This window comes from Pseudomonas sp. PIC25 (assembly GCF_002286785.1).
Lineage (GTDB): Bacteria > Pseudomonadota > Gammaproteobacteria > Pseudomonadales > Pseudomonadaceae > Pseudomonas_M.
Window position 1 is genome coordinate 67,022 of record NZ_MUJY01000057.1, and the last position, 13,915, is coordinate 80,936.

Sequence of the window (13,915 nt, forward strand, 5' to 3'; positions counted from 1 at the left end):
AAGCGGCGTGCATTGTGCCCGAAAACCTGTCTTGCCGCCAAGGGCTTCAGGTCAGAGTGACCCAGCGTTGGTTGACGAACAGTTCGATCGGGCGGTACTGGGTCTTGTAATTCATCTTGCGGCAATTCTTGATCCAGTACCCGAGATAGACCGCGTGAAGGCCGAGTCGTGCAGTCTCGCCGATCTGCCAGAGGATGGCGTAACGACCCAGGCTGCGACGCTCTTCGTCCGGATCGTAAAAGGTGTAGACAGCAGATAATCCGTTAGGCAGAACGTCCGTCACCGCAACGGCGACCAGGCGCCCGGCCAGTCGGAACTCGTAGAAACGGGCGAAAGGGAGGTCACGGACGAGGAAAGTGGCGAACTGGTCGCGGCTGGGTGGATACATGTCTCCATCGGCATGGCGTTGCTCGATGTAGCGCACATAGAGGGCATAGAACTCTTCATTGAAATTGGGGCGTACCGGGCGAACCTGCAAATCCATGTTGCGCTTGAGAATGCGCCGCTGCTGACGATTGGGGACGAACTTGTCGACAGGAATGCGCGCGGGTACGCAAGCCGTGCAGCGCTGACAGTGGGGGCGGTAGAGATGGTCGCCGCTACGCCGGAAACCCATTTCCGAAAGTTCGGCATAGACGTCTACATCCATCGGCTGGCTTGGGTCGAGGAACAAAGTCGTGGCCTGTTCTTCGGGCAGGTAGCTGCATGGATGGGGCTGAGTGGCGTAGAACTTGAGGCGAGCCAGCTCGGTCATGGTCAACCCTCGGGGAAACCCTAGAGCAAGTGTATGTCAGGCGTTGGGATGCGCCTACCACTCCGAGGTTGGTGGTGTGTTTTTTTGACTGACTGTACTGGTATTCGTTGCGCCGGCTTCCAGTGAGACAGTCCAGTCTGCTGCGCTGGGTCGATCCAGATGGTACCTTAGATAGCAGGCGAACTCGGTCCGAGAGATAGGGCGGGCGCCAAAGCTTTGCAGGTGTTGGGTCGGCATCTGGCAATCGATCAGGACGAACCTCCAGTGCTTCAGGTGCGCCACCAACGTGGCGAAACCGACCTTCGAGGCGTTGTCCGCTCGGCTGAACATGGATTCGCCGAAAAATAGCTGCCCCATGGCTAGCCCGTAAAGCCCGCCGACCAGCTGGTCGCCCTGCCAGACTTCGACCGAATGGGCGATGCCGCGTTGGTGCAGGGCCAGGTAGGCATTCTGCATTGCTTCGGTAATCCAGGTGCCGTCGGCATAGTCCCGGGGGGCTGCGCACGCACGGGTAACGGCAGCGAAGTCCCAATCGAAAGTCACCCGATAGCGACCCTGGCGCATGCATTTTGCCAGGCTACGGGAAAGATGGAATTCGTCGGGAAACAGAACCGTTCTCGGGTCGGGTGACCACCAGAGGATGGGCTGGCCGTCCTGGTACCAGGGGAAGCAGCCATGGCGGTAGGCCTGGATCAAGCGCTCAGCGGAAAGATCGCCGCCGGCAGCGAGCAATCCGTTGGGTTCGCGCAAGGCCCGTTCCAAGGGTGGAAAGATCAGGTCGTCGCGTTTCAGCCAGGTAAGCATGGAGGGGGAGGGCGGGCGAGAACGCCCGCCTGATCGTCATTTGTCGAGGTATTTCTCAACATCCAGTGCGGCCATGCAGCCGGCACCGGCGGAGGTGATGGCCTGGCGATAAACGTGGTCGGCTACATCGCCCGCCGCGAAGACGCCTTCGATATTGGTGGCGGTGGCATTACCCTCGCTTCCGCCCTGGATGACCAGATAGCCGTCGCGCATTTCCAGTTGGCCCTTGAACAGATCGGTGTTGGGCTTGTGGCCGATAGCGATGAAAACGCCGGCCAGTTGAAGTTCCTTGTTTTCCCCGCTCTGGGTGTCTTTCAGGCGCACGCCGGTTACGCCGCTGGCGTCACCCAATACTTCTTCCAGGGTATGGTTCCAATGCAGGCGGATATTGCCGCTGGCGGCCTTCTCGAACAGCTTGTCTTGCAGAATCTTCTCGGCGCGCAGCTTGTCGCGGCGATGGATCAGGTGCACTTCCTTGGCAATGTTGGAGAGGTAGAGTGCCTCTTCCACGGCTGTGTTGCCGCCGCCGATCACGCAGACGACCTGGTTGCGATAGAAGAAGCCATCGCAGGTGGCGCAGGCGGAAACGCCCTTGCCGGCGAACGCCTCTTCCGAGGGCAGGCCGAGATATTGAGCCGAGGCGCCGGTCGCAATGATAAGTGCGTCACAGCTATAGGTGGCGTTGTCACCCTTGAGGACAAACGGACGCTGTTGCAACTCGGCAGTATGGATATGGTCGTAGACGATCTCGGTATCGAAGCGCTCGGCGTGCTTCTGCATGCGCTCCATCAAGGCAGGGCCGGTCAGCCCTTCGACGTCGCCGGGCCAGTTGTCCACTTCGGTCGTGGTGGTGAGCTGGCCGCCCGGCTGGATGCCGGTGATGACCACGGGCTTGAGGTTTGCCCGGGCAGCGTAGACGGCGGCGCTGTAGCCAGCGGGGCCGGAGCCCAGGATGATCAGTCGCGAATGCTTGACTTCACTCATAAAAACACCTCATAAGCCTTTGTCACAAAAGAAAATGCGTGCTCCAATTGAGCCGCCCGGACGATGCTGCCGGCTATGCTACACCGAAGCAGGAGAGGGCGGCAAAACGCGCCGGCAGGGTCTGGTCCGGCGTGGCATCGGGCGAGCAAACCCGTACAATAGGGGCGTTTTTCGCCGTCCACTCAGTGTTGGGAGCGCCAAAAGCGCAGGAAAAGACGCGTTTTGAAGAATACCACTACCACCGCCCAAGCCCCCGTCTGGCGTCAGCAACTGCACTACCGTCTGAAGGAAGGTGCGCTGATCGCCCTGGGAGCTCTTTGTCTGTACCTCTGGATGGCCCTGCTGACCTACGACCCGGCCGACCCCGGCTGGACGCATACCAGCCGCGTCGAGCAGGTGCAGAATGCGGCCGGCCGTGCGGGCGCCTGGTTTGCCGACATTCTGTTCATGGCGTTGGGCTATTTCGCTTACCTGTTTCCGCTGTTGCTGGCCATCAAAACCTGGCAGGTATTCCGCAGCCGGCATCAACCCTGGCAGTGGAGCGGCTGGCTTTTCTCCTGGCGGCTGATTGGCCTGGTTTTCCTCGTGCTGTCGGGCGCCGGGCTGGCCTATATCCATTTCCATTCCGGTTCCAACATGCCAGCGTCGGCCGGCGGAGCGCTTGGGGAAAGCCTGGGTCAGCTTGCCATCAACGCCCTCAATGTTCAGGGCAGCACATTGCTGTTCATTGCGTTGTTCCTGTTCGGGCTGACAGTGTTCAGTGACCTGTCCTGGTTCAAGGTCATGGACGTGACCGGCAAGATCACGCTGGATCTCTTCGAACTGATCCACAATGCCATCAATCGCTGGTGGAGTGCCCGCGTCGAGCGCAAGCAACTGGTGGCTCAGTTGCGCGAGGTGGATGACCGGGTCAACACCGTGGCCGCACCGGTGCTTCCGGATCGCCGGGAGCAGGCCAAGGTCAAGGAGCGCCTGATCGAGCGCGAAGAAGCGTTGACCAAGCACATGAGCGAGCGGGAAAGCCGACCCGCGCCGATCATCGCGCCGACGCCACCACCCAAGGCAGCGGAGCCCAGCAAGCGCGTACTCAAGGAAAAACAGGCCCCGCTGTTCGTCGACACCGCCGTGGAAGGCACGTTGCCGCCGATCTCCATTCTCGACATGGCGGAGAAGAAGCCGAAGAAGTACTCCCCCGAATCGCTGGAGGCGATGTCGCGGCTGCTGGAGATCAAACTCAAGGAGTTCGGCGTCGAGGTGAAGGTGGAGTCTGTCCATCCGGGGCCGGTGATCACCCGCTTTGAAATCCAGCCGGCAGCCGGGGTGAAGGTCAGCCGGATTTCCAACCTGGCCAAGGACCTGGCGCGCTCGCTGGCAGTGATCAGCGTGCGCGTCGTCGAGGTCATACCGGGCAAGACCACGGTGGGTATCGAGATACCCAACGAAGACCGCCAGATCGTTCGTTTCTCCGAAGTGCTTTCGTCGCCCGAGTACGACGATGCCAAGTCGCCGGTCACGTTGGCGCTTGGGCATGACATTGGCGGCAAGCCGATCATTACCGACCTGGCGAAGATGCCGCACCTGCTGGTCGCCGGTACCACCGGTTCCGGTAAGTCAGTGGGTGTGAACGCCATGATTCTGTCGATCCTGTTCAAGTCCACACCGGAGCAGGCGCGGCTGATCATGATCGACCCGAAAATGCTGGAGCTGTCCATCTACGAAGGAATTCCGCACCTGCTCTGTCCGGTGGTTACCGACATGAAGGAGGCGGCGAATGCCTTGCGTTGGAGCGTCGCAGAGATGGAGCGCCGCTACAAACTGATGGCGGCGATGGGGGTGCGGAATCTCGCCGGCTTCAACCGCAAGGTGAAGGATGCCGAGGAAGCCGGTACGCCGCTGACCGATCCGCTCTACCGCCGCGAAAGCATGGATGACGAGGCTCCGCTGCTGAAGACCCTGCCGACGATCGTGGTGATCGTCGACGAGTTCGCCGACATGATGATGATCGTCGGCAAGAAGGTCGAAGAGCTGATCGCGCGCATTGCGCAAAAGGCCCGTGCGGCGGGTATTCACCTGATTCTGGCGACCCAGCGTCCGTCCGTGGACGTGATCACCGGCCTGATCAAGGCCAACATTCCGACGCGGATGGCCTTCCAGGTATCCAGCAAGATCGACTCCCGCACCATTCTCGACCAGGGTGGCGCCGAGCAGTTGCTGGGCCACGGTGACATGCTCTATTTGCCGCCGGGTACCGGTTTGCCGATCCGCGTCCATGGCGCCTTCGTCTCCGATGACGAGGTGCATCGCGTTGTCGAGGCCTGGAAGATGCGGGGGGCGCCGGATTACATCGAAGATATTCTTGCCGGTGTGGAGGAAGGCGGCTCGTCCGGTGGGTTCGATGGCGGAGGCGGCGAAGGCGGAGAGGGGAGCGAAGAGGACCCGCTGTACGACGAGGCCGTGCGCTTCGTTACCGAGAGCCGCCGCGCTTCGATTTCTGCGGTCCAGCGCAAGCTCAAGATTGGCTATAACCGCGCCGCCCGCATGATCGAGGCCATGGAGATGGCCGGTGTGGTGACGGCGATGAATACCAACGGCAGCCGCGAAGTGATAGCGCCGGGGCCGGTACGCGACTAATCGAATCAATGAGGACTTTCATGCGCCTGATCCGCATGTTGCTGTTGGCAGCCCTGAGTTTTGCCATTGTTCCCGCCCATGCCGAAGACCAGGCGGTCAAGCGCCTGACTCAGTTGCTGAGCCAGGCCCAGACCCTGACGGGCCGATTCTCCCAACTGACGCTGGATGGCAGTGGTACCCAGTTGCAGGAGACGGCCGGCGAACTGGCGCTCAAGCGGCCAGGACTGTTCCGTTGGCATACGGACGCGCCGATGGAGCAGTTGCTGGTATCCAATGGCGAAAAAGTCTGGCTCTATGACCCGGATCTGGAGCAGGTCACTATCCAGACACTCGACCAACGTCTGACCCACACACCGGCTCTGCTGCTCTCCGGCGACGTTTCGAAGATCAGTGAAAACTTCGAAATCACCCACAAGGAAGGCGGTGATGTGGTCGACTTCATTCTCAAGCCGAAGGCCAAGGACAGCCTGTTCGACAGCCTGCGCCTGTCCTTCCGTAATGGCGTGGTCAACGACATGCAACTGATCGACAGCGTCGGGCAGCGCACCAATATCCTGTTTCTCGGGGTGAAGATGAACGAACCGCTGGACTCCAAACAGTTCAGTTTCGATATCCCGGAAGGCGCCGACGTCATTCAGGAATGAGCATGGACCTGTTCCGCTCCGAACCCGTTGCCCAACCTTTGGCCGCGCGCTTGCGCCCAGCCAATCTGGACGAGTACGTCGGGCAGGAACACTTGTTGGCTCGGGGCAAGCCGTTGCGCGAGGCCCTGGAGCAGGGGGCGCTTCACTCGATGATCTTTTGGGGGCCGCCCGGCGTCGGCAAGACCACCCTGGCGCGTCTGCTCGCACAAGTTTCCGATGCGCATTTCGAGACGATTTCCGCTGTTCTTTCCGGTGTGAAGGAAATCCGCCAGGCAGTCGAGGTGGCCAAGCAGCAGGCCGCCCAGTATGGCCGGCGGACCATTCTCTTCGTGGACGAAGTGCACCGTTTCAACAAGTCTCAGCAGGACGCCTTCCTGCCCTACGTCGAAGATGGGACTCTGATTTTCATTGGTGCCACGACAGAAAACCCCTCGTTCGAACTGAACAACGCCTTGCTGTCGCGAGCCCGGGTCTACGTGCTGAAGAGCCTGGACGAAACCGCTTTGCTCAAGCTGGTCCAGCGCGCGTTGGGCGAGGACAAGGGGCTGGGTAAACGCCGCCTGCAGCTCCCGGAGGACAGTTTCAAGATCCTCATGGCTGCCGCCGATGGCGATGGCCGTCGCTTGTTGAACTTCCTGGAAAACGCCGCCGATCTGGTCGAGGACGGCGGCTCGATCGAGGTGGAGCTGCTACAAAATCTGCTGGGCGACAGCCGGCGTCGTTTCGATAAGGGCGGCGAGGCGTTCTACGACCAGATTTCCGCGCTGCACAAATCGGTCCGGGGTTCCAATCCGGATGCGGCACTCTACTGGTTCGCCCGGATGCTGGATGGCGGTTGCGATCCGCTCTATATCGCTCGCCGCGTCGTGCGCATGGCCAGTGAAGACATCGGCAATGCCGATCCGCGGGCGCTGAGCCTTTGCCTGGCGGCCTGGGATGTACAGGAGCGTCTCGGTAGCCCCGAGGGCGAGCTCGCGGTAGCCCAGGCAATCGTCTACCTGGCCTGCGCGCCGAAGAGCAATGCGGTCTATACGGCTTTCAAGGCGGCCATGCGCGATGCTGCGGAAAACGGTTCGCAGGAGGTGCCCCTGCACCTGCGGAACGCACCGACCAAGTTGATGAAACAACTGGGTTATGGCGACGAGTACCGCTATGCCCACGACGAGCCGGATGCCTATGCCGCCGGTGAAGACTACTTCCCGGAAGCACTGGAACCGCGCCATTACTACCAACCGGTTCCGCGCGGCCTGGAATCGAAAATCCGCGACAAGCTGGACCATCTCTCAGCCCTTGACCGTGCCAGTCCGCGGCAACGGAGAAAGCCATGATTCGCCTGATCCTGGCCGTAGCTGCTGGCGGCATCGCGGGTACCCTGTTGCGCTTCGCTGTCGCAAGTTGGGTGACGGCTCATTTGCCGAAGTATTTCCCTATCGCGACGCTGACGGTGAATCTGGTCGGCTGCATGCTGATCGGTTATTTGTATGGCCTGTTTCTAGGTCGTCCGGGGCTGCCGGTCGAAGTCCGTAGCGGTTTGCTGCTCGGATTTCTCGGTGCCTTGACGACCTTTTCCTCCTTTTCCCTGGATACGCTGCGCCTGCTGGAAAATGGCGAGCTGTCGATCGCGTTGGGCTATGTGGCCATCAGCGTCGTCGGCGGCCTGCTCGCAACCTGGGCCGGGCTGTCCCTGACCAAGCTCTGATAGAAGAGAAGAACCACGATGCTCGACTCCAAACTGGTACGTACCCAACTGCATGAAGTGGCGGCGCGCCTGGCCACCCGTGGCTTCCAACTGGACGTGGCGCGGATCGAAGCGCTGGAGTCCCAGCGCAAGACCGTGCAGACCCGTACCGAACAACTGCAGGCCGAGCGTAACGCCCGTTCCAAGGCTATTGGCCAGGCCAAGCAGCGTGGCGAGGACATCGCTCCTCTGCTGGCCGATGTGGACCGTATGGGCAGTGAACTGGAAGCGGGCAAGCGCGAGCTGGATGCGATCCAGGGCGAGCTGGATAGCTTGATGCTGAGTATTCCCAATCTGCCGCACGAGTCCGTGCCGGTGGGCGAAGACGAGGAGGGGAATGTCGAGGTTCGTCGCTGGGGTACGCCGCGCGTCTTCGACTTCGAGGTCAAAGATCACGTCAGCCTTGGTGAGCAGAATGGCTGGCTGGACTTCGAAACCGCCGCCAAGCTGTCCGGCGCCCGCTTTGCCTTGATGCGCGGGCCGATTGCCCGGCTGCATCGTGCCTTGGCGCAGTTCATGATCAACCTGCACACCAGCGAGCATGGCTACGAGGAGGCCTATACGCCTTATCTGGTCCAGGCTCCGGCCTTGCAGGGAACCGGCCAACTGCCGAAGTTCGAAGAAGACCTGTTCAAGATCGCCCGTGAAAACGAGGCAGACCTCTATCTGATCCCAACGGCAGAGGTTTCCCTGACCAACATCGTCGCTGGAGAAATCCTGGATGCGAAACAGCTGCCGCTGAAGTTCGTCGCCCACACGCCGTGCTTTCGCAGCGAAGCCGGTGCATCCGGCCGGGATACCCGCGGCATGATTCGCCAACATCAGTTCGACAAGGTCGAGATGGTACAAATCGTCGAGCCGGGCAAGTCCTACGAGGCCCTGGAAAGTCTCACGACCAACGCCGAACGCGTTCTGCAGCTGCTCGATCTGCCCTATCGTGTCCTGGCGTTGTGCACAGGCGACATGGGCTTCGGCGCAACCAAGACCTATGATCTGGAAGTCTGGATTCCTAGCCAGGACAAGTACCGCGAGATTTCTTCCTGCTCCAATTGCGGCGATTTCCAGGCTCGCCGCATGCAGGCCCGTTATCGCAATCCGGAAACCGGCAAGCCCGAACTGGTTCATACGCTGAACGGCTCCGGCTTGGCCGTTGGACGGACGTTGGTCGCCGTCCTGGAAAACTACCAGCAGGCCGATGGCTCCATTCGCGTACCCGAGGTGCTCAAGCCTTACATGGGTGGCGTCGAGGTCATCGGCTGAGTAAATCACGCCTCTTCGTCGAGAGAGTAGAGCCGCAAGCGGCTCGATATTCATCAAGGGCAGCGCTATGGATTACCTCCCGCTTTTTCACAACCTGCAGAAACGTCAGGTTCTCGTGGTGGGTGGCGGCGAGGTGGCATTGCGCAAAGCCCGCTTGCTGGCGTCCGCCGGCGCGGTGCTGCGTGTTGTGGCACCGCTGATAGAGCCTCAATTGATCGAATTGGTGGAGCGGGCGGCTGGACAAAGTGTCGTGCGCGGCTATCTGGACAGCGACCTGGATGGCTGTGTGCTGGCCGTTGCGGCCACCGATGACGAAACCTTGAACGCCCGGGTTTCTCAGGACGCACACGCCAAGGGGGTTCCTGTCAATGTCGTCGATGCGCCGGCGCTGTGCAGCGTGATCTTTCCCGCCATCGTCGATCGTTCGCCCTTGCTCGTTGCGGTATCCAGCGGCGGTGATGCTCCCGTGCTCGCCCGTCTGATTCGTGCACGCATCGAAACTTGGATTCCGGCCGCCTATGGCCGGCTGGCCGGTTTGGCGAAGAAATTTCGTAGTCAGGTGAAGAAGCGGCTTCCCGACGTACAGCAGCGCCGGGTGTTCTGGGAAGACGTCTTTCAGGGCGGCATCGCCGAGCGGGTGTTTGCCGGGCAGGAAGGCGAAGCCGAACGCTTGTTGGAAGAGAAGCTTGCCGGTGCGGAGGTGCAGGCGCTGGGCGAGGTCTACCTGGTTGGAGCCGGCCCGGGTGATCCCGATCTGTTGACATTCCGAGCGTTGCGTCTGATGCAGCAGGCGGATGTCGTGCTTTATGACCGTCTGGTGGCGCCCGCCATTATCGAACTCTGCCGGCGTGACGCCGAGCGAATCTATGTCGGTAAGCAGCGCGCCGATCATGCGCTTCCCCAGGAGCAGATCAATCAGCAACTGGTCAGCTTGGCCCGGCAAGGGAAGCGTGTGTTGCGTCTGAAGGGCGGCGACCCGTTCATTTTCGGTCGTGGCGGGGAAGAGATCGAAGAGTTGGCGGCCAACGGTATTCCGTTCCAGGTCGTGCCTGGTATCACGGCTGCCAGCGGCTGTGCCGCTTACGCCGGTATCCCCCTGACTCACCGCGACTATGCCCAGTCGGTACGCTTCGTTACGGGGCACCTGAAAGATGGCAGTTGCGATCTCCCTTGGAGCGACCTGACCGCGCCAGGGCAGACCCTGGTGTTTTACATGGGGCTGGTTGGCCTACCCTTGATCTTCGAGCAACTGATTCGTCATGGTCGCGCTGCGGATACGCCCGCAGCGTTGGTCCAACAAGGCACCACCCCTGGCCAACGGGTCTTCACCGGGACTCTGGCCGATCTGCCCCGGCAAGTGGCCGAGCATGAAGTTCATGCTCCCACGCTGGTTATCGTTGGCGAGGTAGTGCGCCTGCGCGACAAATTGGCCTGGTTCGAAGGCGGTCAGCCGCAGAACTAGTCGGAACGTTGCCAGATACCATGTCCCGGCAGCCGCTCGCGATCGTGCGGGCGGTCGAGAGCGCGCTCCGGTCCTTTTGGCACGATTCCATTCGGGTTGATGGTCTTGTGGCTGCAATAGTAGTGGTGCTGGATATGCTCGAAGTTCACCGTGTCGGCGACGCCGGGCCATTGATACAGCTCGCGTAGCCAGTTGGACAGGTTGGGGTAATCCTCGATGCGCCGCAGATTGCACTTGAAATGGCCGAAGTAGACCGCATCGAAACGGATCAGCGTGGTGAACAGGCGCCAATCGGCTTCGGTCAGGTATTCACCGGCCAGGTATCGGTGCGTGCCGAGGTGTTCGTCTAAACGGTCCAGTTCGGCGAATAGTGTGTCGAAGGCCTGTTCGTAGGCGTCCTGGCTGGTCGCGAATCCAGCCCGGTAGACGCCGTTGTTCACTGCGGGATAGATGCGCTGGTTCAGTTGCTCGATGGCCTCGCGCAGGGGGCGTGGATAGAAGTCCAGGCGTGAGCCGGTGAGTGCATCGAATGCCGAATTGAACATGCGGATGATTTCGGCCGACTCGTTGCTGACGATGCGCCGACGTTGTTTATCCCACAGCAGGGGTACGGTTACGCGCCCGGTGTAGTGAGGGTCGTCCTGTCTGTAGCGTTGGTACAGGTAATCCAGGTCATCCAGCGCATCACCGGTCGAATCTGTGGCGGAATCGAACGTCCAGCCGTTCTCGCCCATCAGCCAACCGACCACCGAGACGTCGATGAGCGTCTCCAGGCCCTTGAGCTTGCGAAAGATCAGGGTGCGGTGGGCCCAGGGGCAGGCGAGGGAGACGTATAGGTGATAGCGACCACTCTCCGCAGGAAAGCCGCCTTCACCGCTGGGGCCGGCGCTACCGTCGGGAGTGATCCAATTGCGGCGCTGTGCTTGTTCACGCTGGAATTGCCCGTCTTTGCCCGTCTTGTACCATTGGTCATGCCACTGACCATCGATCAGTAATCCCATCGTGTCCTCCCAGAAGGCTCTCTATGTGAGAGGTCAGTCTAGTCACGAAGGTTTGAACGAAAAGCGCAAAGAGCGGGCGTTAACTATCGATCACGTCGATATGTCGCGGGCATTCCAGTAGTCATTGGCCTGGCTCAGCGCTTGCTCGCGTGGCACGCCGAGTCCGCGCAAGGCAAGGGCCATGGTGGCGGTCACGGCCTGGCGACCATAGTTGTCATCGACGTCGCCACGCCAGAATGCTGTGAGATGCGCCGAGTCGAGCCGCTCCGGTTTCATCTGGCGCAGAGGGGAGAGCGGGGGCCACTCTTCATCCCACGGCTGGCCCTCCATGGTGCCGTAAAGGTGGCTGGTGGCGTCCGGGTTGATTTCGATTTCGCCCCCTTCGCCCTTGATCACGATGACCGTGTCGCCGAGCAACTGGCTGGCTTGCCGATGCACTTCCTGATACCCGGGGTGGAAGATGCTCTGCAGGCCGCAACGGGCCTGCAAGGGATTGAGGATGCGTGCCAGAGAGTGGATCGGAGAGCGAAGCCCGAGGACGTTGCGCAGATCGATCATGCGCTGCAACTGCGGCATCCAGGCCCCTAGCGGAATGAACGCCGTGCCCTGGTTGTCCAGGGCTACGCCGATCTCAGTCCAGCTTTGGCACAGGGGAATGTGCAGCTCGGACAGGAGCTGCTCGCTGTACATCCGCCCGGCGGTGTGCGCACCGCCGCCGTGCAACAGAATGCGTCTATCGTTCTGTGCCAGGCACTTCACTGCCAGCAGATACCAGGGCAGGTGGCGTTTCTTGCCGGCATAGGTGGGCCAATCGATATCCACGGCAATGGCGGGTGCATTCAATCGCGCGCGGACCGCTTCGGTGAAACCGGCCAGCTCATCGGCGCTTTCTTCCTTGTGCCGCAGCAGCATCAGGAAGGCGCCGAGCTGAGCGTCTTCCACGTTGCCATCGAGCAGCATGCCCATGGCTTCGCGTGCCTCTTCGCGACTCAGGCTGCGTGCGCCACGCTTGCCCTTCCCAAGGATGCGGACGAATTGGGCGAAGGGGTGTTCGGGCGGAGTGACGATGTTCATAGGCAATTGGTCGGTTTGGGCAGGCCCGCCAGCTTGGCGGCCAATTTGGCAGGGGTGCCCTTGAACAGGCGGTTCAGATGAAGGCTGTTGCCCTTTTCCGGGCCGAGCTTGAGCGCGACGTACTTGATCAGTGGGCGGGTAGCCGGGGAAAGCTGAAACTCGGCATAGAAGTCACGCAGCAGATGCAGAATCTCCCAATGCTCCCGGCTCAGCGACAAATCTTCCCGGGCGGCCAGTGCATCGGCCACCGATGTGGACCAGTCGTTCAGGTCTGCCAGATAACCATCCTTGTCCAGTGCGATGGTGCGGTCGTCGATGATCAGTTCGCTCATAGCCAGCTGTTGACCTTCTCGTAGCGACAGCAGAGCTCGACGAAGCCTGGGTAATCAACGGGGTGGACGCGTGTCGGTGGCTCGATTTCGCGCGCGGCGAGATCCTCGTCGAGTGCGAACACGGCAATCTCTCCGGGCAATTGCTGGACGGACTCCCAAGGCGTACTGCCGGCTCGCAGGGCATGTACCGCATCGCCAGTCAGTAGAAGTGCATCGTTGCGCCCCAGCAAGGCCAGGCAACTGGCGAATCGGCTATCGCCAAAAGGTGAATGGGAAAGAAGATGCAAAGTGGCCATCAGAGCGTTATCACCAAGTCGTAGCGGTCGATCAGGTCGCGCAGCGCTGCGTCATCCAGGCACTGAACCGGCAAGCCGAGGGTGGTATCCGCCAAGCCACGTTCGTCCAAGCTGCGCTGGGCGGCATAGAGCGAGTCGACGCCGAACAACGGCAGCGCTTGCAGGTTGGCGGTCAGGTCCTTCTGCTGGATAGCTTCCGGATGTTGGGTCAGTGCCAACTGAAAGACCCCGTCGTCCAGAAACAGCATGCCGATCGGTAGGTCGAATGCACCACCCGCCAGCGCAATATCCAAGGCCTCCCGGGCGCCAGGGCCCGACCAGGGAGCCTGGCGACTGACGAGCAATAGGGACTTGGCCATCACGGACCTCCGAAGCAGATCAGCCGATCGGCCATCTGCACAGCTTCATGCAACTGACCGAGCCCAGACAAATCCCAAGGCTCGCCCAGGTTGGCGGAGAGTCTGCCGTAGCGCCGGGCCTCTTCTTCATTGAGAACTCCGCGACGTAGAGCCGCGGCTATGCACACCACCGCATCCAATTGATGGTGCCGAACGAAGGCGGCCCATTCCGCAGGCAGGTTCAGCTCATCCTGGGGAGGAACGACGGCATTGGATGCGTTGTGCACGGCATCCTGATAGAAGAACAAGCGGACGATCTCATGCCTGCTGGCCAATACCGCCTCGGCGAAGCGTAGTGCACGGCGCGAGGAGGGCGCATGGGGGGCGGAAAAAAGTGCAATGGCGAATTTCATGCTGAATCGGTTCGGAGTCGATAGGCCGAATGATAAGGCCTTGTCGTGCCGGATGCTCGCAGCAGACATGAAAAAGCCCGCCGGAGCGGTAATGCTGTTCACTTAAGCATTTGAGCCCCGGCGGGGCTTCCCCGAAAATCCGATGCCAGGTCTCTGGCATCGGATTTTTTATGTCTCTCCAACA

15 protein-coding genes are annotated in these 13,915 nt (G+C 60.9%); 6 read left to right on the forward strand and 9 right to left on the reverse strand.

Annotated features, from left to right (window positions below; genetic code table 11):
• Positions 1-46 precede the first annotated feature (46 nt).
• Genes BZL41_RS06395 through trxB form a run of 3 tightly spaced genes read right to left on the reverse strand, consistent with a single transcriptional unit; the run spans position 47 to position 2,542 of the window.
• Positions 47-754 carry an arginyltransferase gene (locus BZL41_RS06395; RefSeq protein ID WP_095598511.1) on the reverse strand — a complete coding sequence of 236 codons (708 nt, stop codon included), beginning with the start codon at positions 752-754 and terminating at the stop codon, positions 47-49.
• A gap of 54 nt (positions 755-808) precedes the next feature.
• Positions 809-1,558 carry a leucyl/phenylalanyl-tRNA--protein transferase gene (gene aat, locus BZL41_RS06400; RefSeq protein ID WP_095598512.1) on the reverse strand — a complete coding sequence of 250 codons (750 nt, stop codon included), beginning with the start codon at positions 1,556-1,558 and terminating at the stop codon, positions 809-811.
• Between the two features lie 36 nt (positions 1,559-1,594).
• Positions 1,595-2,542, reverse strand: coding sequence for a thioredoxin-disulfide reductase (gene trxB / locus BZL41_RS06405; RefSeq protein ID WP_095598513.1), 948 nt, complete (start codon positions 2,540-2,542; stop codon positions 1,595-1,597).
• Positions 2,543-2,764: 222 nt separating this feature from the next.
• Between trxB and ftsK the strand changes: the two genes are divergently transcribed.
• The 6 genes from ftsK (at position 2,765) to cysG (ending at position 10,277) form a co-directional block, all read left to right on the forward strand.
• Positions 2,765-5,173 carry a DNA translocase FtsK gene (ftsK, locus tag BZL41_RS06410; RefSeq protein WP_095598514.1) on the forward strand — a complete coding sequence of 803 codons (2,409 nt, stop codon included), beginning with the start codon at positions 2,765-2,767 and terminating at the stop codon, positions 5,171-5,173.
• Positions 5,174-5,193: 20 nt separating this feature from the next.
• Positions 5,194-5,817: an outer membrane lipoprotein chaperone LolA gene (lolA, locus tag BZL41_RS06415; protein ID WP_095598515.1), complete on the forward strand. Its 624-nt coding sequence runs from the start codon at positions 5,194-5,196 to the stop codon at positions 5,815-5,817.
• 2 nt (positions 5,818-5,819) lie between these two features.
• Positions 5,820-7,145, forward strand: a complete 1,326-nt coding sequence (locus BZL41_RS06420) for a replication-associated recombination protein A (RefSeq protein ID WP_095598516.1) — start codon at positions 5,820-5,822, stop codon at positions 7,143-7,145.
• Positions 7,142-7,516 carry a fluoride efflux transporter CrcB gene (crcB, locus tag BZL41_RS06425; protein ID WP_095598517.1) on the forward strand — a complete coding sequence of 125 codons (375 nt, stop codon included), beginning with the start codon at positions 7,142-7,144 and terminating at the stop codon, positions 7,514-7,516. The genes BZL41_RS06420 and crcB overlap by 4 nt, the downstream gene beginning before the upstream one ends.
• Positions 7,517-7,534: 18 nt before the next feature.
• Positions 7,535-8,815 carry a serine--tRNA ligase gene (gene serS / locus BZL41_RS06430; protein ID WP_095598518.1) on the forward strand — a complete coding sequence of 427 codons (1,281 nt, stop codon included), beginning with the start codon at positions 7,535-7,537 and terminating at the stop codon, positions 8,813-8,815.
• Between the two features lie 67 nt (positions 8,816-8,882).
• Positions 8,883-10,277 (forward strand): siroheme synthase CysG, encoded by a 1,395-nt coding sequence (cysG, locus tag BZL41_RS06435; RefSeq protein WP_095598519.1) that lies wholly within the window; start codon positions 8,883-8,885, stop codon positions 10,275-10,277.
• Here the strand turns inward: cysG and BZL41_RS06440 are convergent.
• The 6 genes from BZL41_RS06440 to tusD form a co-directional block, all read right to left on the reverse strand.
• Positions 10,274-11,278 carry a glutathione S-transferase family protein gene (locus tag BZL41_RS06440; RefSeq protein ID WP_095598520.1) on the reverse strand — a complete coding sequence of 335 codons (1,005 nt, stop codon included), beginning with the start codon at positions 11,276-11,278 and terminating at the stop codon, positions 10,274-10,276. The genes cysG and BZL41_RS06440 overlap by 4 nt on opposite strands.
• Positions 11,279-11,368: 90 nt before the next feature.
• The gene (locus BZL41_RS06445; RefSeq protein ID WP_095598521.1) at positions 11,369-12,352 is read right to left on the reverse strand and encodes a glycosyl transferase family protein; all 984 of its coding nucleotides are present in this window, start codon (positions 12,350-12,352) and stop codon (positions 11,369-11,371) included.
• Complete coding sequence (locus BZL41_RS06450) at positions 12,349-12,684, reverse strand: TusE/DsrC/DsvC family sulfur relay protein (protein ID WP_095598522.1); 336 nt, start codon at positions 12,682-12,684, stop codon at positions 12,349-12,351. The genes BZL41_RS06445 and BZL41_RS06450 overlap by 4 nt, the downstream gene beginning before the upstream one ends.
• On the reverse strand, positions 12,681-12,980 hold the full coding sequence (gene tusB, locus BZL41_RS06455; RefSeq protein ID WP_095598523.1) for a sulfurtransferase complex subunit TusB: 300 nt from the start codon (positions 12,978-12,980) through the stop codon (positions 12,681-12,683). The genes BZL41_RS06450 and tusB overlap by 4 nt, the downstream gene beginning before the upstream one ends.
• Entirely contained in the window at positions 12,980-13,339 is a 360-nt protein-coding gene (gene tusC, locus BZL41_RS06460) for a sulfurtransferase complex subunit TusC (RefSeq protein WP_095598524.1), read from the reverse strand. Before tusC ends, tusB begins: the two co-directional genes overlap by 1 nt.
• Positions 13,339-13,731: a sulfurtransferase complex subunit TusD gene (gene tusD / locus BZL41_RS06465; RefSeq protein ID WP_095598525.1), complete on the reverse strand. Its 393-nt coding sequence runs from the start codon at positions 13,729-13,731 to the stop codon at positions 13,339-13,341. Before tusD ends, tusC begins: the two co-directional genes overlap by 1 nt.
• Positions 13,732-13,915: the final 184 nt, after the last annotated feature.

What these genes read in the sequence shown, in the direction of transcription:
- serS (WP_095598518.1), top strand. Translation starts at nt 7,535, where the DNA reads ATGCTCGACTCCAAACTGGTACGTACCCAACTGCATGAAGTGGCGGCG.
- trxB (WP_095598513.1), bottom strand. Translation starts at nt 2,542, where the DNA reads ATGAGTGAAGTCAAGCATTCGCGACTGATCATCCTGGGCTCCGGCCCC.
- BZL41_RS06420 (WP_095598516.1), top strand. Translation starts at nt 5,820, where the DNA reads ATGGACCTGTTCCGCTCCGAACCCGTTGCCCAACCTTTGGCCGCGCGC.
- BZL41_RS06395 (WP_095598511.1), bottom strand. Translation starts at nt 754, where the DNA reads ATGACCGAGCTGGCTCGCCTCAAGTTCTACGCCACTCAGCCCCATCCA.
- BZL41_RS06450 (WP_095598522.1), bottom strand. Translation starts at nt 12,684, where the DNA reads ATGAGCGAACTGATCATCGACGACCGCACCATCGCACTGGACAAGGAT.
- cysG (WP_095598519.1), top strand. Translation starts at nt 8,883, where the DNA reads ATGGATTACCTCCCGCTTTTTCACAACCTGCAGAAACGTCAGGTTCTC.
- tusB (WP_095598523.1), bottom strand. Translation starts at nt 12,980, where the DNA reads ATGGCCACTTTGCATCTTCTTTCCCATTCACCTTTTGGCGATAGCCGA.
- BZL41_RS06445 (WP_095598521.1), bottom strand. Translation starts at nt 12,352, where the DNA reads ATGAACATCGTCACTCCGCCCGAACACCCCTTCGCCCAATTCGTCCGC.
- tusD (WP_095598525.1), bottom strand. Translation starts at nt 13,731, where the DNA reads ATGAAATTCGCCATTGCACTTTTTTCCGCCCCCCATGCGCCCTCCTCG.
- lolA (WP_095598515.1), top strand. Translation starts at nt 5,194, where the DNA reads ATGCGCCTGATCCGCATGTTGCTGTTGGCAGCCCTGAGTTTTGCCATT.
- tusC (WP_095598524.1), bottom strand. Translation starts at nt 13,339, where the DNA reads ATGGCCAAGTCCCTATTGCTCGTCAGTCGCCAGGCTCCCTGGTCGGGC.
- BZL41_RS06440 (WP_095598520.1), bottom strand. Translation starts at nt 11,278, where the DNA reads ATGGGATTACTGATCGATGGTCAGTGGCATGACCAATGGTACAAGACG.
- aat (WP_095598512.1), bottom strand. Translation starts at nt 1,558, where the DNA reads ATGCTTACCTGGCTGAAACGCGACGACCTGATCTTTCCACCCTTGGAA.
- crcB (WP_095598517.1), top strand. Translation starts at nt 7,142, where the DNA reads ATGATTCGCCTGATCCTGGCCGTAGCTGCTGGCGGCATCGCGGGTACC.